At 75.0% G+C, this 17,761-nt stretch carries 13 protein-coding genes; 6 read left to right on the top strand and 7 right to left on the bottom strand.

The annotated features are described in order from the left end of the window. Positions 1–20: 20 nt before the first annotated feature. A complete protein-coding gene (locus AB0K51_RS07185; protein ID WP_363451464.1) occupies positions 21–1,235 on the bottom strand; it encodes a hypothetical protein in 1,215 nt (404 codons plus the stop codon). A 525-nt stretch (positions 1,236–1,760) separates the two neighbouring features. Here AB0K51_RS07185 and AB0K51_RS07180 point away from each other — a divergent pair. Next, positions 1,761–2,264, top strand: a complete 504-nt coding sequence (locus AB0K51_RS07180; protein ID WP_363451462.1) for an SsgA family sporulation/cell division regulator — start codon at positions 1,761–1,763, stop codon at positions 2,262–2,264. A 187-nt stretch (positions 2,265–2,451) separates the two neighbouring features. Then, the gene (locus AB0K51_RS07175) at positions 2,452–3,840 is read left to right on the top strand and encodes a hypothetical protein (RefSeq protein WP_363451460.1); all 1,389 of its coding nucleotides are present in this window, start codon (positions 2,452–2,454) and stop codon (positions 3,838–3,840) included. Positions 3,841–4,080: 240 nt separating this feature from the next. Here AB0K51_RS07175 and AB0K51_RS07170 read toward each other — a convergent pair whose 3' ends face one another. The 3 genes from AB0K51_RS07170 to AB0K51_RS07160 form a co-directional block, all read right to left on the bottom strand. Next, a complete protein-coding gene (locus AB0K51_RS07170) occupies positions 4,081–4,650 on the bottom strand; it encodes a thioesterase family protein (protein ID WP_363451458.1) in 570 nt (189 codons plus the stop codon). Positions 4,651–4,653: 3 nt separating this feature from the next. Then, positions 4,654–4,911, bottom strand: a complete 258-nt coding sequence (locus AB0K51_RS07165; protein WP_363451456.1) for a hypothetical protein — start codon at positions 4,909–4,911, stop codon at positions 4,654–4,656. 215 nt (positions 4,912–5,126) lie between these two features. Beyond that, positions 5,127–7,418 carry a hypothetical protein gene (locus tag AB0K51_RS07160; RefSeq protein ID WP_363451455.1) on the bottom strand — a complete coding sequence of 764 codons (2,292 nt, stop codon included), beginning with the start codon at positions 7,416–7,418 and terminating at the stop codon, positions 5,127–5,129. A gap of 297 nt (positions 7,419–7,715) precedes the next feature. Here AB0K51_RS07160 and AB0K51_RS07155 point away from each other — a divergent pair, with 297 nt between their 5' ends. Beyond that, on the top strand, positions 7,716–8,711 hold the full coding sequence (locus AB0K51_RS07155; protein WP_363451453.1) for a phospholipase D-like domain-containing protein: 996 nt from the start codon (positions 7,716–7,718) through the stop codon (positions 8,709–8,711). Between the two features lie 80 nt (positions 8,712–8,791). On the opposite strand, the gene AB0K51_RS07150 is transcribed toward AB0K51_RS07155, so the two are convergent. Then, positions 8,792–9,016 carry a hypothetical protein gene (locus AB0K51_RS07150; protein ID WP_363451451.1) on the bottom strand — a complete coding sequence of 75 codons (225 nt, stop codon included), beginning with the start codon at positions 9,014–9,016 and terminating at the stop codon, positions 8,792–8,794. 56 nt (positions 9,017–9,072) lie between these two features. Next, complete coding sequence (locus tag AB0K51_RS07145) at positions 9,073–11,904, bottom strand: AAA family ATPase (protein WP_363451449.1); 2,832 nt, start codon at positions 11,902–11,904, stop codon at positions 9,073–9,075. Between the two features lie 328 nt (positions 11,905–12,232). On the opposite strand from AB0K51_RS07145, the gene AB0K51_RS07140 reads away from it, so the two are divergent. Then, positions 12,233–12,610 (top strand): hypothetical protein, encoded by a 378-nt coding sequence (locus AB0K51_RS07140; protein WP_363451447.1) that lies wholly within the window; start codon positions 12,233–12,235, stop codon positions 12,608–12,610. A gap of 25 nt (positions 12,611–12,635) precedes the next feature. Here AB0K51_RS07140 and AB0K51_RS07135 read toward each other — a convergent pair whose 3' ends face one another. After that, positions 12,636–13,436: a DeoR/GlpR family DNA-binding transcription regulator gene (locus tag AB0K51_RS07135; protein WP_363451445.1), complete on the bottom strand. Its 801-nt coding sequence runs from the start codon at positions 13,434–13,436 to the stop codon at positions 12,636–12,638. Between the two features lie 285 nt (positions 13,437–13,721). Here AB0K51_RS07135 and AB0K51_RS07130 point away from each other — a divergent pair, with 285 nt between their 5' ends. Next, positions 13,722–15,164 carry an RICIN domain-containing protein gene (locus AB0K51_RS07130; RefSeq protein WP_363451443.1) on the top strand — a complete coding sequence of 481 codons (1,443 nt, stop codon included), beginning with the start codon at positions 13,722–13,724 and terminating at the stop codon, positions 15,162–15,164. 120 nt (positions 15,165–15,284) lie between these two features. After that, positions 15,285–17,717, top strand: coding sequence for an RICIN domain-containing protein (locus AB0K51_RS07125; RefSeq protein WP_363451441.1), 2,433 nt, complete (start codon positions 15,285–15,287; stop codon positions 17,715–17,717). Positions 17,718–17,761 lie beyond the last annotated feature (44 nt).

Genomic DNA, 17,761 nt, shown 5'->3' with positions numbered 1-17,761 from the left:
GTCGGCGTTCACCACGGGCGTCAGCCCAGTCGCGCCGCCGCGGCCGCCCGGACCTCGGCCTGCTCCGCCGGGTCGTCCCGCAACTCGGACAGCCGGCGGCGCAGTTCGGTCCCGTCCGGGGCCCGTTCCACCGCCAGCAGCCGGGCGGCCGGCTCGCAGTCCCACAGCGACTCGTACAGCAGCGCGTCCACCGCGCCCGGCCGGATCGCCACCAACGCCCGCAGGTACGAGGGCCGTTCGTACGAGTGCGGGGTGTGCAGCCAGTACCGGCCGAGCACCGCCTCCGCCTCACCCGCCGCCGCACCGAACCGCCCCAGCCCGTCCGCCAGCAGATCGGGCCCGCACCACCGGCGTTCGCCCCAGCAGCGCTCCAACTCCCGCAGCAGTCGGGGCAGGTCCTCCCGCTCCCCGTGCCGGGCCAGCACCCCGAGGCCGAGCCACGCCAGCCACGGCCGGTCGTCCGCGGCCCACTCGCGCGCGGCGGCCAGCGCGGGCGCCCCCACCCGCTCCACCGCCCGGCCGAGCAGCGGCAGCGGCCGCTGCCCGTCCGCCGATGCCAAGTCCGGTACCAGGGGGATCAGTTCGCTCACCCCGGGACGGCCGGCGAGGGTCACCACGGCGGCGCCCCGCTCGGCCCGCGAGGCATCGGCGTCCCTCAGGACGGCGATCAGTTCGGCGTCGGTCGGGCCGATCCGGTGACGGTGGCGGCGCAGGGCGGTCCGGCTCTCCGGCGCGAGCGCCTGCCGCCAGCGCAGCCACGGCCGGCTGTTCGGCCACTCCGGCCGCCCGCCGTCCAGACGGCGGACCGCGTCCTCGGCCAGGTCGTCCCACCACTCGGGCGGCCAGCAGTCGGCGAGCGAGCACAGGACGTCCTGCCACCACGGACCGTGCCGGACGTGGTCACGCAGGGCCTCGCGGGCCTCGACCGACCCGCGCAGGGCGAGCAACTCCAGTACACGGAACCCTCGTTCGCACTCCTCCTGGTCGCCCGCCAGCTGTTCCAGCAGCGGCTCCAGCGGTACCGCCGAGCGGTCGAGCAGCCCGGCCAGGTAGCCGTGCCGGTCATCGACCTGCCAGTCCCACCTGGTGTCCCGCCGGACACAGGCCAGCGCCACCGCAGCGGCCGCCGCAGGCTCGCGCTCCGCCCACACCGCCCCCAACCCGCGCCCGCGCTGGATCAGCCCTGGCAGGGTGTCCACCGGCGCGTACCGAAAGTCGTCGTCCTCGTCCGTCACGGCCGGACATCCTGCCCGGCCCCGGACCCTCCCGCGAGCCGTTTTCGCACCCGCCGCGGCATCGACCGGGCACCCGGACCCGGCCGCCCTCGCCGACTCCGCTCGCACCCACGGGTGCAAGTGGCGTGACCACCCCGGGTTTCGGTCGTTATCCCCGGACGTGAGTGCCGACCCAAGGGCCCTGACGGGCGTAAGAGACGAAACGATTCAGCAAGCCCCGATTTACGCCCGACTGGTGACCATCTGGCACCAGGCGGGGCGTACCGTGCCCGGCCGGCAGGACCAGGAGTGGTCCCGACTGGTCGCGCTGCCCCGGTTCTCCTTCCAGCCGCCGTCCGAACCGACTCGACCCGAACCGGTCCGAGCCGAACCGGTCCGAGCCGACCCCGTCCGATCCGACGCCATCCGAGCCGAGCCCGCCCGACCCGAACGACCGCCAGGCGAACGGCCCCCGGGCGATCGACCGCCCGGCAAGCCGGCGGCCGGTGCGCGGCCGAGCATCGTGCGACCGCGGGAGGAGTCCCGGTGAACTGGTCGAACACCCCGCACGACCGGCTCGACCGGGCCGGTGACGCGGACTGCGTGCTGCTGCTGGACGTCGTCGTGGAGCCCTGTCCGGGCCTGCAGGTCTCCGTCCCGGCACGGCTGCGCTACCACCGCGCCGACCCGTACGCCGTGCACCTGGACTGCCACGCCGACCTGGACGACCCGATCACCTGGCTGTTCGCCCGCGACCTGCTGTCCGCCGGGCTGGACGGCTGGGCCGGGATCGGCGACGTCACCATCCGGCGCTCGCTGGCCGACCCGGAACTGGTCGCCATCGCGCTCTCCACCCCGGGCCACACCGCGGTGCTGCGCACGCCCGTCGAACCGGTCCGCGACTTCCTGCGGCTGACGGAGCGGCTCGTCCCGCCCGGCTTCGAGCACCACTACCTCGACACCGACACCCTGCTTCGCCGCCTCCTCGACCACCGCCCCGAGCACCGCCCCGACCGACCGCTCCCCGGGCCGGAGGGACTGCCGAGCTGACAATCACCTTTCACCACCCGGCTTTGACTCTGCTTTACCCTCCCTCACTCCTTCGCCACCGAACAGCATCGGTTTCCCTCCTCCCGCGTTGAACAGCCGGGGTTTCCGGAAAGCGGGCTTTCACCGCCTTCGCCGCCGGTTATTCTGGGACCGCCACGTCGAAAGGTCCGCACGAGGAGATCTGAATATGGCACACGCCCGTGGACCGAATCCCGCGCTGCGCCGCTGCATGGCGGAGGCGGGATGGAACGGGCCGGCCCTCGCCGCGGCCCTGCAGAAGGTGGCCCGGGAGAGCGGTCTGAGCGTGGGCTACGACCGGACGACCGTGGCGCACTGGCTGTCGGGCACTCAGCCGCGGCCGCCCGGGCCCCAGTTGCTGGAGGAGGCGTTCGCCCGCCGGCTGGGGCGACCGGTCAGCCTGGTCGAACTCGGCCTGCGTCCGCCCGTGCGGGCCCTTTCCGCGGAGGAGTCGGAGCCGACCGATCCGGTGGCCGGGCTGCGGCAGTGGCACTCCTGGCCCGAGTCCGCCCCTCCGGACGACGACACGTCCGCGTCCCCTCTCTTCCAGGTGCGCCTGCTGCCGTCCCCGCGGCTGCCCGCACCCGAGCCGCAACTCCCGTGCCGCACCGGCCCGTTCCATCGTCCACCGGTCACGGCACCCGCGCCTGCGGCCCGGCCGACCGCGGACCGACCGACCATGGACCGGCCGAGCATGGACCGGGCGGGCGCGGAGCGGGTCGGCGCGCGGCAGGTGGAGGCGGTCCGGGAGATGACCGCCTTCGCGGCCCGGCACTACGACGCGTACGGCGGGGCGATCGCCCGCGGGCTGCTGCTGGGCTACCTGCGCGACCAGGTGCTGCCCTGGCTGCGGTCACCCGCCGCGGACCTCCGGCACCGCGAACTGCTCAGCGCGGCCTCCCAGTTGGTGCGCCTGGTGGGCCGCACCTACACCGACGACAACCGGCACGGGGAGGCGCAGCGGCACTACCGTCTGGCGTACCGGATGGCGGCGGAGGCACAGGACGGGCAGGCCGAGTCGATGGCGCTGCGGGACCAGAGCACGCAGGCCGGGGCGCTGGGGCACCAGGCGTACGCGTCGCGGCTGGCGGACGCGGCGGCCGAGCACCTGCCGGGCGCCGCGGCGCCGGGGGTACGGGCGTTCGTGCTGGCGCAGCAGGCGGTGGCGGCGGCCCGGTTGCGGCAGGCCGGGGAGGCGATGCGCCGGTTGGACGGGGCGCAGCAGTGGGCGGGCCGGGCGGCGAGCGAGGGCGGCCCGCACCGGTACCCGGAGCCGGCCCTGCTGTACCAGACCGCGCAGGTCCACCAGGCGCTGCGGGCCACCGAGTCGGCGCTGTCGTACCTGCGGGCCTCGCTGCGGGCCCGGCCGCAGGGCGAGCACCGCACCATCGGGGTGTCGCTGCTGCAGCTGGCCCACCTGGAGCTGGACGCGGGCAACATCCACCAGGCGAGGCGGGCCCACGCGACCTTCCGGGAGCGCCACGAGGCCCTGCGCTCGCCCGCCACCTCCCTGCAACTGGCCCGGCTGGAGGGCCGGTTCGCGCGGCTGGGCGGGTAGCCCGGAGCCCGGCCGCGCGCGGGGGTGAGCGGGGCCGTCCGCGGGTGTGGCCGGGCGGGCCGGCTGGTGATCACTTCCGCTATGAACGACCCCTCCTACTACGCCCTGGTGGTTCCCGCCGACCCGTCCGCCGGGACGGATCCCGTGCCGCCGCCGCCCACCGCGGCCCGGCCACCCACCGCAGAAGCCGGCCCGGTCGGAGGCCGGATGCGCGGCCTCCCGCCCAGCAGTATGGGCGGGTCACCGCCGGTGTCCCGGCAGGGCGTTGCCGACTCCGGTTGAAGTCGTGCCGGTGTTGAAACCCGCGCGCGGCGGCCGGCCGGCGGGCGCGGCCGAGGAGCGCGCGGCCGGTGCCGCCGGGGTGCGGGTGGCGGGTGTGCCCGGGCCGCGGCCGCCGGGGGCGGTCAGGGTGGTGGAGCGCACCCGGTACCGGCTGAGGTGCTGCCGTTCCGGCTCGCGCAGCGGGCGGCTGCGCCTGGTCTCGGCGTCGGTCGCCACCGTGACCGTCCGGGCCTGGAAGACCACGTGTCCGCGGCGGCGGGCCTCGCAGTTGGTGCTGATCGAGGACCGGCCGAGGCGCTCCACCCAGATCTGCACGGGCAGCGGGGTGGGGCAGTGGTACAGCGGCGCCCGGTAGTCGATCTCATGACGGGCGATCATGAAGCCGTCCTCGAACAGGTCCTGGCCCCCGGTGTCGTCGTACAGCAGGCAGTAGACCGCCTCCTGCACGTACTGCAGCACCTTCAGGTTGTTGACGTGCCCGAAGGCGTCCATGTCGCCCCAGCGGGTCCGGCACAGGTAGGTGTACACCGGTCAGCCGTCCGTCCGGTGATCGCCGCGGAAGCCGAGGGTGCGCCGCAGGTAGCCGTAGGCGTAGGGCGAGCGGCGCAGGGCCGCGTCGTCGCCCTGCTCGTAGACCTCGGAGGCGGTGTCCAGGACGGCCCGGCCGAGAATCTTCTCGGTGCGCCGGCAGAGGCGTTCGAGTTCGGTCAGCCGCTCGGCCGCGGGCAGCCCGGCGAGGGCCGCGCACTCCATCTCCACAAGATCGACCCCGCCACGGTACTCAGGCATCGGTTCCTCATTTCCAGTCAGTTTCGTCAACGTGGAGGGATAGAACCGGCGGCCCCATTGACGCCCGATGTCCTCCCGGTGATCAAACTCGATCGATATGGCACCGGAAATGGTGAGATTCCTCGATGTTTGTTGAAGGTGGCGGGTCCGGGGGCGACTTTCAACGCGCCATGGCCGGCGCTACCGCCGAACGACGTCGGAACCGGTGTGCCGGGCTACTCCAAGGTGAGGGCGAGCAGGGCCTCCGGGAGGGCCGCGAGCACCAGGCCGTCGGGGGTGACGGCGAGCGCGGTGGCGGGGTTGCCGAGGCGGAGGTCGAGTGCGGTGGCGGCGGCGCCCCAGCGGCGCAGGCGCAGCAGGCCGTCCGACCAGGCGGCGGCGAGCAGCAGGCCGGCGGGGGTGGCGGAGACGGCGAGGGCGGTGACGGAGTACGGGCGGGCGTCGATCGGCTCGGGCAGCGGGGCGCGCGCCGGCATCCAGGAGTGCACGCGGCCTTCCGCGCCGCCGCTGACCACCAGGGTGCCGCCGTCGACCTCGGCCAGGGCGATCGCCGTGACCGGCCCGTCGTGCAGCGGCTGTTCGGGTTCGTGGGCGGTGTCCTCGGCGAGCAGGCGGCAGCCGGTGCGGCCGTCGGCCGTGCCGTGGGCGAGCGCGTCGTCGAGGGTGGCGAGCGCGGTGACCGGCGGGAGGGCGACGGCGGCGGAGGAGGGCGCGCCGATCGGTCCGCCGAGCGGCAGCACGGAGACCGGTCCGGCCGGTGAGAGGTGCAGTGCGCCGCCGTCGCCCGCGCAGGCCAGCGCGACGGCCGAACGGTCCGTCAGCGGCAGTGGCACGGCCCTTTCCTGACCGGTCGCCGGGTCGAGCAGGCCGAGCCGTCCGTCGGCGGCGAGCAGCAGCTGTCCGGTGAGCGGGCCGCGGCCGAGCGCGATCAGCGCGGGTCCGGCGGCGGGGCGGCTCCAGTGGGTGCGCCAGTACGGTCCGGCGACGGCGGCGCAGTGCGCGGCGGCCGCGGGTTCGCGGCCGACCAGCCAGGCGTGCAGCGCGCCGGCCCGTTCGGCGGGGTGGGCGAGGGCGGTGCGGTCGGGGGCGGCGAGCTGCCAGGCCGCGGCGAGCGCGGTGACCGGGGCGCCGGCCGCGTGGGCGCGCTCGAAGGCCGCGGTGACGGCGGCCGGTTCGGCGTGCAGCAGGACGTCGGGGTCGTCCAGCAGCGGGGAGGCCGGGTCGGCGGCGGCCGCGTGCTGGACGAGCAGCGCGAGCCGCTCCGGGTCGGCCGCGGCGAGATCGGGTCGGCCGCCGGGGCCGGAGGGTATGCCGCCCGCGATCTCCCACATCAGCCCCGGGTGGTCGACCGGCGGCGTGTCGGCGGCGACCTGCCGGGCGAGTACCTCCGGGCGCAGCCGCCGGCGACCCACCACGGCGGGCGGCGGCAGCAGCTCGGCGGCGGCGTGTACGGCGGCCGGGCCGCCCGCCCCGGGCAGCGTGGCCCACAGCTCGGTGCTGACGGGCGCCTCGGCGGCGTGCAGCGCCTGCAGGGCGGCGCGTTCGGCGGGCGGCACGGCGGCCCACCAGGTGGCGGCCAGGGCGCCGGCCCGTTCGCCGACGGGGGTCCCGGCGGGCAGCCGGGGCAGCGGGACGGTCGGGGGGATGCGGGCGGCGAGCAGCGCCAGGCCGGGGCTGGGGTGGACGGCGGCCGGGTCGACCTGACGGCCCGCCAGCTGGGCGCACCAGGCGGCGAACTGGCCGGGGTCGGTCCACTGCGGCTCGTCCAGGTCGAGCACCGCGCCGGCCGGGGCGGCCGTGGTGAGCGCGCGGGCGGCGGGTTCGTGGGCGGTGTCGACCAGCAGGAGCAGCCAGGGCAGGGCGAGCAGCGGGGCGAGCAGCTCGCGGGCGATCCGCGCGGCCGTGCCGGGCAGTTGGGCGTTGCCGGCCCGGTCGAGGTCGGTGACCACCACCACCCGGGGCTGGCCGTCCTGCAGGGCGGTGAGCAGGTCGGCCGGTTCGCGGGCGAAGACGCCGAGCAGGTCGGCGAGCCGGGCGGTGGCCGAACGGACCGTCAGGCCCTCGGCGTCCAGCAGGGCGTGCACCCGGCGGCCGGGCCGCGGGTGGTCCGGCGGGCAGGCGGCGGCGAGCCAGGTCAGCAGGTGGGTACGGCCGCTGCCGGAGGAGCCCGTCACCCGGCACAGCCGGGGCGCGCGTTCGTCGTCCAGCCAGGACAGCAGGGCCCGGGCGGCGGGGCGGCGGCCGGCGCCGAGCGGCGGCAGCGGGGCGGGGGTGACGGCCGCGGAGGCCGTCGCGGCGGAGGCCCTCGGCGGCCGGCCGTGGCCGGGGTTGGGCCGGTAGGGGGCGTCCGGTCCGGGCGGCCAGCCGCCCTGGACGGCGTGGCCGGGCACCCGGCCCGCCGGGTCGTAGCCCTGGTCGACCACGTACCGCCAGCCCGCGGCTGACGGGGCGTCGGCGTCCGGGAGGTCCCCGGCAGTCCGCAGACCGGTGAGTGCGCCGGTGTCCACGTGCACTGTTCCTCTTCGTCGTCCCCGTTCGCCGGTCCCCGTGGCGCTGCGGGGGCGCGCCGTCGACGCCGCCCCTCGCTCCGGCGGCGGCCAGCCTACTTGAGCGGGCGTCGGGTGGGTGCGCCCGTTCACCGCCTTCGGTTCATGTACGCGCCATCTCCGGCGTCTATGCGCGTAAACCATGGCACTGCCACACTCCCAGGGCTCCTTCGCACCGTGCTCAGCTGCTCCGCCCAGGCCGGCTCCCCCGTCCGGGAGCCGGTGCCGTGCACCACGTCACCGCAGGGAGAATCCCCGATGCCCAGCACCCTCGCGCGCCGTGCCGCCCTCCTGCTCACCGCCACGGCCACCGCCGCCGCGACCGCGCTGACCGCCGTCCCGGCCCACGCCGCGGGCGCCTACGCGCTGCTGGTCTTCCCGGACCAGAGCCACACCGCCGTCTACGACTTCATCAACACCGCCACCCGCAGCGTCGACGTCACCATGTACGAGCTGCGGGACACCACCGCGGTCACCGCGCTGGTGAACCGTCAGAAGGCCGGCGTCAAGGTCCGGGTGATCCTGGACGGCGCGCACACCTCGGTGAACTCCTCCGCCTTCAACGCCCTCCGCTCGGGCGGCGCGGGCGTGGTGTACTCCTCCTCGTCGTTCGTCTACACCCACCAGAAGACGATCACCGTGGACGGCGCCAAGTCCCTGGTGATGACCGGCAACCTCGACTCCACCTACTACGCCAACGACCGCGACTTCGGCGTCTTCGACGCGGACGCCGCCGACGTGGCCGCGATCGAGCAGGTCTTCAACGCCGACTACGCCAAGACCTCGATCACCCCGCCGGACGGCGACAACCTGGTCTGGTCCCCCACCGACTCGCAGACCCGCCTGCTCGCCCTGATCAACGGCGCCCAGCACTCGCTCGACGTCGAGCAGTTGGAGTTCGGCGACACCGCGCTGGTCAACGCGGTCGTCGCCGCGGCGAGGCGCGGCGTCGCCGTCCGCGTGGTCGGCATGAACCCCTCCAGCTACGGCAGCTCCTTCTCCGCCGTGGTCGGCGCGGGCGGCAAGGTCGTCACCTACAACGGCACCACCGGCCTCTACGTCCACGCCAAGACCATCGTCGCCGACTACGGCACCGCCACCGCCAAGGTCTTCGCCGGCTCGGAGAACTTCTCCGACAACTCCCTCAACCACAACCGCGAACTCGGCCTGATCGTCACCGACCCCGGCGTCCTCACCGGCATCGAGACCACCTTCACCGCCGACTTCAACGGCGGCACCAAGTACCCGGGCTGACCCACCCTCCGACCGGCGGACCGGACGGCGGCCGGGCAGGCGTTCGTCCTGTGACCCGCGCTCACAGCACTGACGGTCCGTCACAGGCCGAGCCCGACGCCCCCGTCGCCGCCCGGGATGTCGTTGCCCGCGTCGCCGTCGTCGTCCATGAAGCCCAGGAGGAGCAGGAAGACCGACCACGGCGCGACCAGGATGATCAGGAAGTAGGCCCAGACCTGGCCGTACTTCACCACCAGCACCATCAGGAAGGCGGAGAGGCCCGCCGCCACCAGCGCGCCCAGCACGCACACGATCCTCCGCAGCACGGTTCCCCCTCGGCCCGGCCCCGCCCCCTTCGGGTCGATACCCGCCGGGCGTGCGGTCAACTCGCTTTGTCACGAAGGGACTTGCGGGTGGTGCCGAGCTTGCGCAGCACTGCGGCGACGTGGTGTTCGGCGGTCCGCTCGGAGAGGTAGAGCGCGGCGGCGATCTCCTTGTTGCTGGCGCCCTCGGCGAGCAGTCCGGCCACCTGGCGTTCGCGCGGCGAGAGGGTGTCGGCGGGGTCGCGGGGCGCGCGGGGGACGGCGGCGGACTCGTGGGTGCGCAGGTGGCGGCGGCAGCGGGAGGCGTCGCTGACCGCGCCGAGCCGGTCGAGGACCTCGATGGCGGCGGTGAGCCCGGCGGCCGCCTCGTCGGCGGGCCGGGCCAGCGCGGCGCGTTCGCCGGCGAGCGCCGCGGGGTAGGGACGGCCGACGGCCTGCCAGGCGTCCCGGGCCCGGTCGAAGGCGGTCGCGGCGTCGGCCGCCTGTTCGGCGAGCAGGCCGGCAGCCAGGTGCTGTTCGGCGACCGCGCCGGGGCAGTCCAGGCCGGCGATCCCGGCGGCGTGCTCCGCGGCGAGGGCGGCGGCGGTGACCCGGTCGCCGCGCAGCAGGGCGGTCTCGACGGCCGTGGGCAGCAGGTCGTTGGCGAACGGCCAGGCTTCGCGGCGGCGCAGCAGCCGGACCGCGGGGGTGAGCGTGCGCCAGGCCTCCTCCGGCTCGCCCTGGGCGAGTTGGAGGCGGGCGAGGCCGGCGGCGTGCGGCAGGGTGAGCAGGTCGGTGGGGTCGGTGTCCAGGCACTGCCGGTGGCGCTCGACGGCGCGGGCGGTGTGGCCGCGGGCGGCGTCGATGCCGGCCTGGGCGGCGGCGAGCAGTCCGCCGTCCGCGAGCGGGCTGTCCGGGAACCCGGCGCGGTAGTCGGCGAGTCCGGCGTCCCATCGCTGCCAGTGGCCGCCCGCCCAGTCGAGGAGCAGCGGGTAGCTGCGGACGTACATCATCATCAGGCTGAGGCCGTCGCGTTCGGCGAGGGCGGCGGCCTCCGCGGCCCAGGGGCCGGTGCGGCGGTCCTGACCGGTGAGGAAGGCGGTCTCGGCGGCGTTGGACAGGCCGACGACGGTGCAGAACTTCAGCTTCGGGCTGTCGGTGTGCCGGGGCAGGGCGGCGACCAGGGCGGGGATGCCGGGGTCGGCGCAGTCGGGAACGAGGACCATGCGGTTGATCCCGACCACCGCAGCGGCCTCGGGGTCGTCCACCCGGTCCAGGATGGCGAGGGCGTGGTCCATCCAGGCCCGGCGTTCGGCGGCGGTGGCGTCGCCGGAGTCCATGGCGGCGAGGACGGCGAAGGTCTTGGCCGCGTGGACCGGGTTGTCGGCCTCCAACTCGGCTGCGGACTGCTCGAGTTCGGCCAGTCCGTGGGAGCCGCCGAGCCGGGTGCGCAGGATGTTGCCGATCCGGGCGCGGATCTCGCCGCGGTCGGCGGGGGCCAGACCGGGGGTGTCGACGATGCGGCGCAGCGCGTCGACGGTGGTGTCGGTGCCCTCGGCGGTGTAGGCGACGGCCTCGGCGAGCGAGCGGGCGGCGACGCCGAGGTCCTCGGCCGGCAGGCCTGGGTGGTCGATGAGTTGACGGAGCATCAGGGCGGCGGTGCCGAGGTCGCCGACGGCCATCGCCTGGTCGGCGGCGGCGCGGGCGTGCACCAGCCACTGCGCGGTGTCGCCGAGGGCCCGGGTGTGGTGGGCGATCTGCACCAGCGGTGGCGGCTGCTGCGCGGTGAGCAGGTGCAGGACGCGACGGTGCAGCCGGGTGCGGACCGGGCCGGGCAGCGCGTCGTAGACGGCGCGGCGGGCCAGGGCGTGCGAGAAGCCGTAGCTGTCCGGGCCCTGTTCGACCAGGACGGAGCGGTCGAGGGCGTCGGTCAGCGCGTCGGTGCCGGCGTCGGCGGACAGGCCGGCGGCGTCGGCGAGCAGCGCCTCCGGGCCGGGGAGGGCGAGGACCGCGGCGGCGTTCACCAGGGCGACGGCGTCCGGGGTGAGCCGTTCGATCCGGGCGGCGAGCACCTCGCGCAGGCTGCGCGGGACGCCGAGCAGGTCGGGGCTGCGGGCGGCGCCGGTCTGACCACTGAGGGTGATCAGGTCCTCCACGGCGATCAGCGGCAGTCCGTGGCTGCGTTCGTACAGGGCGTCGGTGACCTGGCGGTCGGGGGCCGCGCCGAGGGCGGAGCCGGCCAGCGCTGCGAGCGCCGGGGCGTCCAGCCGGTGCAGCACGGGTTCGCGCAGGCCGGTGCCGGCGGGGCGGCGGAACTCCCGCCCGAGCAGCGGGCCCTGCTGCTCCTCACCGCGGAAGGTGAGGACCAGGCCGACGTCGTCGGGCAGGCTGCCGGCCAGCAGCAGGAGGAGTTCCCGGGTGGCGTCGTCGGCCCAGTGCACGTCCTCGACGACCAGCACGACGGGGGCGGCCGCGGCGAGCAGGGCGCGGGTGGCGTGGAGCACGGCCTGGCGCTGTTCGCCGGGGCCGGCGGGTGCCTCGGGCGGCGGGGGCAGCCGGTCGGCGAGGGCGGGCAGCAGCGGGGCGAGGGCGCCGGTGGCGGCGGGGAGCCGGGCATCCGGGGGCAGCAGCGGGCCGAGCGTGTCGAGCGCGTCGATCACCGGGCCGAAGGCGAGGGGTTCGCGCAGCGGGTGGCAGCGGCCGGTGACCGTGCCGACGCCCTGTGCGCGCAGCGCCTCGGCGGCCTCGGCGGCCAGCCGGGTCTTGCCGACGCCAGCCTCGCCCTGGATCAGGGCGATGGCCGGGCGGGCCGACAACAGGGCGACCAGCTCCCGCAGTTCGCCGTCGCGTCCGACGAACGCGAAGCCGTGCCGGTCCGCCGCCCGGCCGGGGTGCCGTCCGGTGCCTGCCATCTGCCGCTCCTGACCCGCCTGGAAGGTACCTTCACGCTACTGCCCCCCCGCCCGGCGCGGACCGGCGACAGACCGGTGGGCCCGGCCGATCGGCGACAGACCGGTGGGCCCGGCCGATGTGCACCACGACCGAACACCACCGCACATCGCCGGGGGCGTCGGCGACTACCCAGGTACCGGCCCGCGACTACCCATGTCCCGGCCGCCCCCGCTCGGAACTGGGCACCGCCGGCCCTGGATCCGGCGCCCTTCGCGGCCTTGGCTGGAAGCACGAGCCCCACCCGCACCACCCGGAGGCGAGAGCGCCATGAACACGAGGACCCGCCCGGTGGCAAGCCGCCCCACCGCCATCTACCTGCGCTGCTACCCTTACGACGCGGGCTACCTGCTGGACTTCTGGGACGTGCTGAGCCGCTACGCGCTGACCGCCGGCCTCGGCGAGGCCACCGTCTTCATGGACAACGGCCGCCGCTCCCGCGAACCGCTGACGTCGCTGGAGGCGCTGCTCGAGGCGGTCGAGGAAGGACGGGTCTCCGCCGTGGTGATCCCCGGGCCGTTCGTCTTCTCGCTGGACGACGAGGCCGCGGACGCCACCGTCCGCCGGTTCGAGGAGCTGGGCTGCCGGGTCCACCAACTGCCGCACCCGCTGGGCCCGTCCGCCGACTCCCGCCGCGTGCGGCCCGCCGCCTTCGCCGCGGCGCGCTGAGCCCCCGGAGCCGGACGGCGGCGGGTCAGGGCGCGTCCGCCACGATCAGCCGGCCCACCTGCTCACCGAGCACGGCGCGGGCCGGCTCGTCCAGGCCGCTGTCGGTGACGAAGCAGTCCACCTCGTTCAGCGCCGCGAAGGCGCTCAGGCCCACCACGCCCCACTTGCTGTGGTCGGCCACCGCCACCACCCGTCCCGCCGCGGCGATCAGCGCCCGGTTGGTCTGCGCCTCGGCCAGGTTGGGTGTGGTCAGCCCGGTCCGCTCGGAGACCCCGTGCGCGCCGATCACCAGCACGTCCACGTACAGCGAGCGGATCGCCTGGTCGGCCAGCGGGCCGACCAGCGCAGCGGACGGGGTCGGGGTGCCGCCGGTCAGCAGCAGGGCCGGTCCGGTGCCGGGGTTGCGGGCCTCGTGCTCGCGCAGCAGTTCGGCGACCGGCAGCGAGTTGGTGACCACGGTCAGCCCGCGCACCTCCAGCAGCCGTCCGGCCACCGCGTACGCGGTCGAACCGGCGGAGATCGCCACCACGCTGCCGGGCTCCACCAGGGCCGCCGCGGCGGCCGCCAGCGCCGCCTTGGCGCCGGAGGCGCGCTGCGCCTTGGCCTCGAAGCCGGGCTCCTCGGCCCGGGCGCCGGCGGCCACCGCACCGCCGTAGATCTTCTCCACCTCGCCGGCCCGGGCCAGCTCGTCCAGGTCCCGGCGGATCGTCATGTCGGAGACGCCGAACTGCTCCACCAGTTCCGCCACCCGGACGGCGCCGGTCCGGCGCACCAGGTCGAGGATCAGCGTCCGGCGCTGGGGGCCGAGCAGTGCGGGGTCCGCCACGGGTCTGTCTCCCACCTCTGGGTTCTTGCTCACGAACCAACAGGATAGGGCGGCCCCGAGCCGCCCCGAGCGCACCCCGCGCCACTCCCGTCCCGCGAATCCAACATGATTCAACACCACTGAGCGAAATTCTGGTTACCTGGCGGAAACCATTGACACAACCGAACATCGCTCGGAAACTCTCGGACAACCACTTGTTTGCGTCAACATCAGCGAACGGAACGCGCTGGAGCAGACGGCGGCCACTCCCCCACCCACCCCCGCACCGCAGAGGTACGAGCCCCCATGCACCGTTTCAGAGTCGCGCTCCTCGGCACCCTGCTGGCGCTCTGCGCCCCGCTCGCCACCGGCGCCACCGAGGCCCACGCCGCCCCGGCGACCATCGTCAACGGCACCCAGTTCACCGACACCACCGGCGCGGTGGTGCACGCCCACGGCGGCGGCGTCATCAAGGTCGGCCAGTACTACTACTGGTTCGGCGAGGACCGGAACGCCGACAACACCTTCCGCTACGTCTCCGCCTACCGCTCCACCGACCTGAAGACCTGGGAGTTCCGCAACCACGTGCTCACCCAGGCCACCGACCCCGAGCTGGCCTCCGCCAACATCGAGCGCCCCAAGGTGATCTACAACGCGGCGACCGGCCAGTTCGTGATGTGGATGCACAAGGAGAACGGCGCCGACTACGGCGAGGCCCGGGCCGCGGTCGCGGTCTCCTCCACCGTGGACGGCAACTACGGCTGGCGCGGCAGCTTCCGCCCGCTCGGCGAGATGTCCCGCGACATCACCACCTTCGTCGACGACGACGGCACCGCCTACATGGTCTCCGCCGCCAACGAGAACCGGGACCTGCACGTCTACCGCCTGACCGCCGACTACACCGGCATCGACGCCCAGGTGCAGAGCCTGTGGAACGGCCAGTCCCGCGAGGCGCCCGCCCTGTTCAAGCGGGGCGGCGTCTACTTCCTGCTCACCTCGCAGGCCACCGGCTGGTCCCCCAACCAGCAGCAGTACGGCACCGCGAGCAGCATCACCGGCTCCTGGAGCGGCCTGCAGGACATCGGCGACGGCGTCACCTACGGCAGCCAGACCGCGTACGTGCTGCCGGTCCAGGGCACCACCGGCACCAGCTACCTGTACATGGGCGACCGCTGGGGCAACTCGATGGGCGGCACCGTCCAGGACTCGCAGTACGTCTGGCTGCCGCTGAAGTTCCCCACCGCCACCACCATGACCATGGGCGACTCCCCGCAGATCACCGTGGACGCCGCGGCCGGCACCGTCACCCCGATGAACGCCACCTGGGAGACCCTCACCGGGAAGCAGAGCGGCAAGTGCGCCGACGTCGGCAACTACGCGTTCGGGGCGGGCGCCGGGCTGCTCCAGTGGTCCTGCGGCAACGGCGCGAACCAGAACTTCTGGTTCAAGCCGCTGAGCGGCGGCTACGTCCAGCTGATGGCCCGGCACAGCGGCAAGTGCCTGGACATCGCGGGCAACTCGACCGCGGACGGCGCACCTGTGGTGCAGAACACCTGCTCCACCGCCACCTCCCAGCAGTGGCAGGTCGTGAAGGCCGACGCGAGCGGCAACGTCAAGCTGGTCGACCGGCGCTCCGGCAAGTGCCTGGACGTGATCAACCAGTCCACCGCCGACGGCACCGGGCTGGAGCAGTGGACCTGCAACTCCGGCGCCAACCAGCAGTGGCGGCGCGGCGCGGCCGCCCTGTGAGCCGCTGACGCCCCGTCACCACCCCCGCCACACCCCCGACCACGGCACGCCCCTCTCCTCGCCAGGCGAGGGGCGTGCCGTTCGCATGTCCGCGCCCCGCCTGCCACCCGGGAGGAACCCATGCCCCTGCCCGTCCCGCGCCGCCGCCGCACCGGCCCGGCCACCGCACTCGCCGCGGTCGCCGCACTGGCCACCGGCCTGCTGGCCGCCCCGCCCGCCGCGGCCGAGGAGGCCGCCGCGCACGTCACCGTCCGGCTCGACCCGTCCTACCAGCAGCAGCCGTTCCAGGGCTGGGGCACCGCACTGGCCTGGTTCGCCAACGTCACCGGCGGCTGGCCGGACGCCGAGCGCACCAAGCTCGCCGACGCCCTGTACGGGCCGGACGGGCTGGGCTTCACCGTCGCCCGCTACAACATCGGCGGCGGCGACAGCCCGGAGACCGCGCCGTACCTGCGCCCCGGCGCGGCCGTGCCCGGCTACTGGAACCGCCCCGCCGCGTACGGCCCGCCCGGCGGGAACCCGACCGGCTGGACCGAGCAGCCGAACTGGTGGGACCCGAACAACCCCGACCACTGGAACCCGCAGGCCGACGCCAACCAGCGCTGGTGGCTCGCCGCCGCGAAGAGCCGCGGCGCGGACACCTTCGAGGCGTTCTCCAACTCCGCCCCGTACTTCATGACCAACAGCGGCCTGGTCTCCGGCGCCGCCGACGGCTCGAAGGACAACCTGCGCGCCGACCAGTACGACCGCTTCGCCGCCTACCTCGCCGGATCCGTGCAGCGCGCGCAGGCCGCCGGCGGCGTCACCTTCGGCTCGCTGTCGCCGATGAACGAACCCGGCACCTCGTACTGGCACGCCGGCGGCCCGCAGGAGGGCTCGCACTGGGACCAGGCCTCGCAGGCGCACCTGGCCACCGCCGTCCGCACCGCCCTGGACGGGGCCGGCCTGCACACCCCGATCGCGGCGATGGACGAGACCAACCCCGACCTGTTCCGCACCGACTGGAACGCCTACCCGGCGGCGGCCCGCGCCGCCGTCGGCAGGCTCGACACGCACACCTACGGCACCAGCGGGCGCGGCGGGGTCCGGGACAGCGCCAAGGGCGCCGGACTGCCGCTGTGGATGTCCGAGGTCGACCTGGGCGGCTCGGTGCCGCAGAGCTTCACCGACATGGCGCCGGCCCTCGACTTCGCGCACCGGATCACCGACGACGTACGGGAGCTGGAGCCCGGCGCCTGGGTGATGTGGCAGGCCGTCGAGGACTACACCAACATGACGCCCGGCCACGAGGACTCCAACTGGGGCCTGATCCAGGTCGACCTGAACTCCGCCGACCCGGCGAACGAGCCGATCCGCACCAACAAGAAGTACTGGGCGATGGCCAACTACAGCCGCTTCGTGCGCCCCGGCGCCCGGGTGATCGGCACCGACTCCACCGACACCCTGGCGGCGCTGCGGCCCGGCGGCACCGGCGCGGTCGCGGTGTACACCAACTCGACCGGCGCGGCGCAGACCGTCACCCTCGACCTGGCGGGCTTCGCCACCGTCGACCAGGCCGTGCCGGTGCAGCGCTACACCACCGACGCCGGCAAGAACCTGCAGCGCGAGGCCGACCTGAGCGCCACCGCCGCCAAGACCCTCACCGCCACCGTCGGCCCCGGCTCGGTGACCACCTTCGTGCTGCCCGGCGCCAACGGCGTCGCCCCGGCCGCCGCCACCGCCCCCACCGGCCAGGTCCGCCGCCTGGTCAACGACCGCAGCGGCCTGGCGCTCACCGCCGGCAGCACCGGCCCCGTCCAGCGCACCGTCAACCCCGCCGACACCACCCAGCAGTGGACCTTCACCAAGCTGGCCGGCGGCTACGACTCCACCGCCGCGTACCGGATCACCAACGCCAGGACCGGCAAGGCGCTGTCGGTCTCCGCCGGAACCCTCGGCTTCGCCACCGCCGGCACCTCCACCCAGCAGCAGTGGCTGCTCTCCACCACCGGCGACGGCCACGACACCCTGATCAACAAGGCCAGCGGTCTGCTCCTCGACGTCACCGGCGAGTCCACCGCCGACGGCGCACCGGTCGGCGTCTGGCAGGCCACCACGGGTGCCAACCAGTCCTGGGCGCCGCGCAGCGCCGCGGCCGACGCCTACAAGTCCCTGAAGGTCAGGCTCAGCGGCCGCTGCGTCGACGTGGCGGGCGCCGCCACCGCCCCGGGCACCGCGGTCATCCAGCACACCTGCGCCAACGCCGCCGACCAGCAGTGGTCGCTGCGCCCGAGCAGCCCCGGCCACGTCACGGTGGTGGCGCGCTCCACCGGGCAGTGCCTGGACGTGGCGGGCCTGTCCACGGCGGACGGCGCACCGGTGGTGCAGTTCACCTGCAACGGCGGGCCGAACCAGGAGTTCTCGGTCCGTGACAACGGCAGCGGGTACGTCACCCTGCTGGCCCGGCACAGCGGCAAGTGCCTGGACATCGCGGGCGGCTCCACCGCGGACGGCGCAGCGCTGGTCCAGCAGCCGTGCACCGCGGCACCCGGGCAGCAGCTGCTGATCGGCTGACCCAGGGCGGACGGTCGGCGGGTGTCGCCCCAGGGGTCCGGGGC

It is taken from the genome of Kitasatospora sp. NPDC049285, assembly GCF_040678815.1.
Taxonomy (GTDB): Bacteria; Actinomycetota; Actinomycetes; order Streptomycetales; family Streptomycetaceae; genus Kitasatospora.
Note: the sequence above shows the minus strand (reverse complement) of the source record. Positions and strands in the feature narration are given on the sequence as shown.

Excerpts from the sequence above, each read along its gene's own strand:
- AB0K51_RS07175 (WP_363451460.1), top strand. The coding sequence starts at position 2,452 with ATGGCACACGCCCGTGGACCGAATCCCGCGCTGCGCCGCTGCATGGCG.
- AB0K51_RS07165 (WP_363451456.1), bottom strand. The coding sequence starts at position 4,911 with ATGCCTGAGTACCGTGGCGGGGTCGATCTTGTGGAGATGGAGTGCGCG.
- AB0K51_RS07155 (WP_363451453.1), top strand. The coding sequence starts at position 7,716 with ATGCCCAGCACCCTCGCGCGCCGTGCCGCCCTCCTGCTCACCGCCACG.
- AB0K51_RS07145 (WP_363451449.1), bottom strand. The coding sequence starts at position 11,904 with ATGGCAGGCACCGGACGGCACCCCGGCCGGGCGGCGGACCGGCACGGC.
- AB0K51_RS07130 (WP_363451443.1), top strand. The coding sequence starts at position 13,722 with ATGCACCGTTTCAGAGTCGCGCTCCTCGGCACCCTGCTGGCGCTCTGC.
- AB0K51_RS07125 (WP_363451441.1), top strand. The coding sequence starts at position 15,285 with ATGCCCCTGCCCGTCCCGCGCCGCCGCCGCACCGGCCCGGCCACCGCA.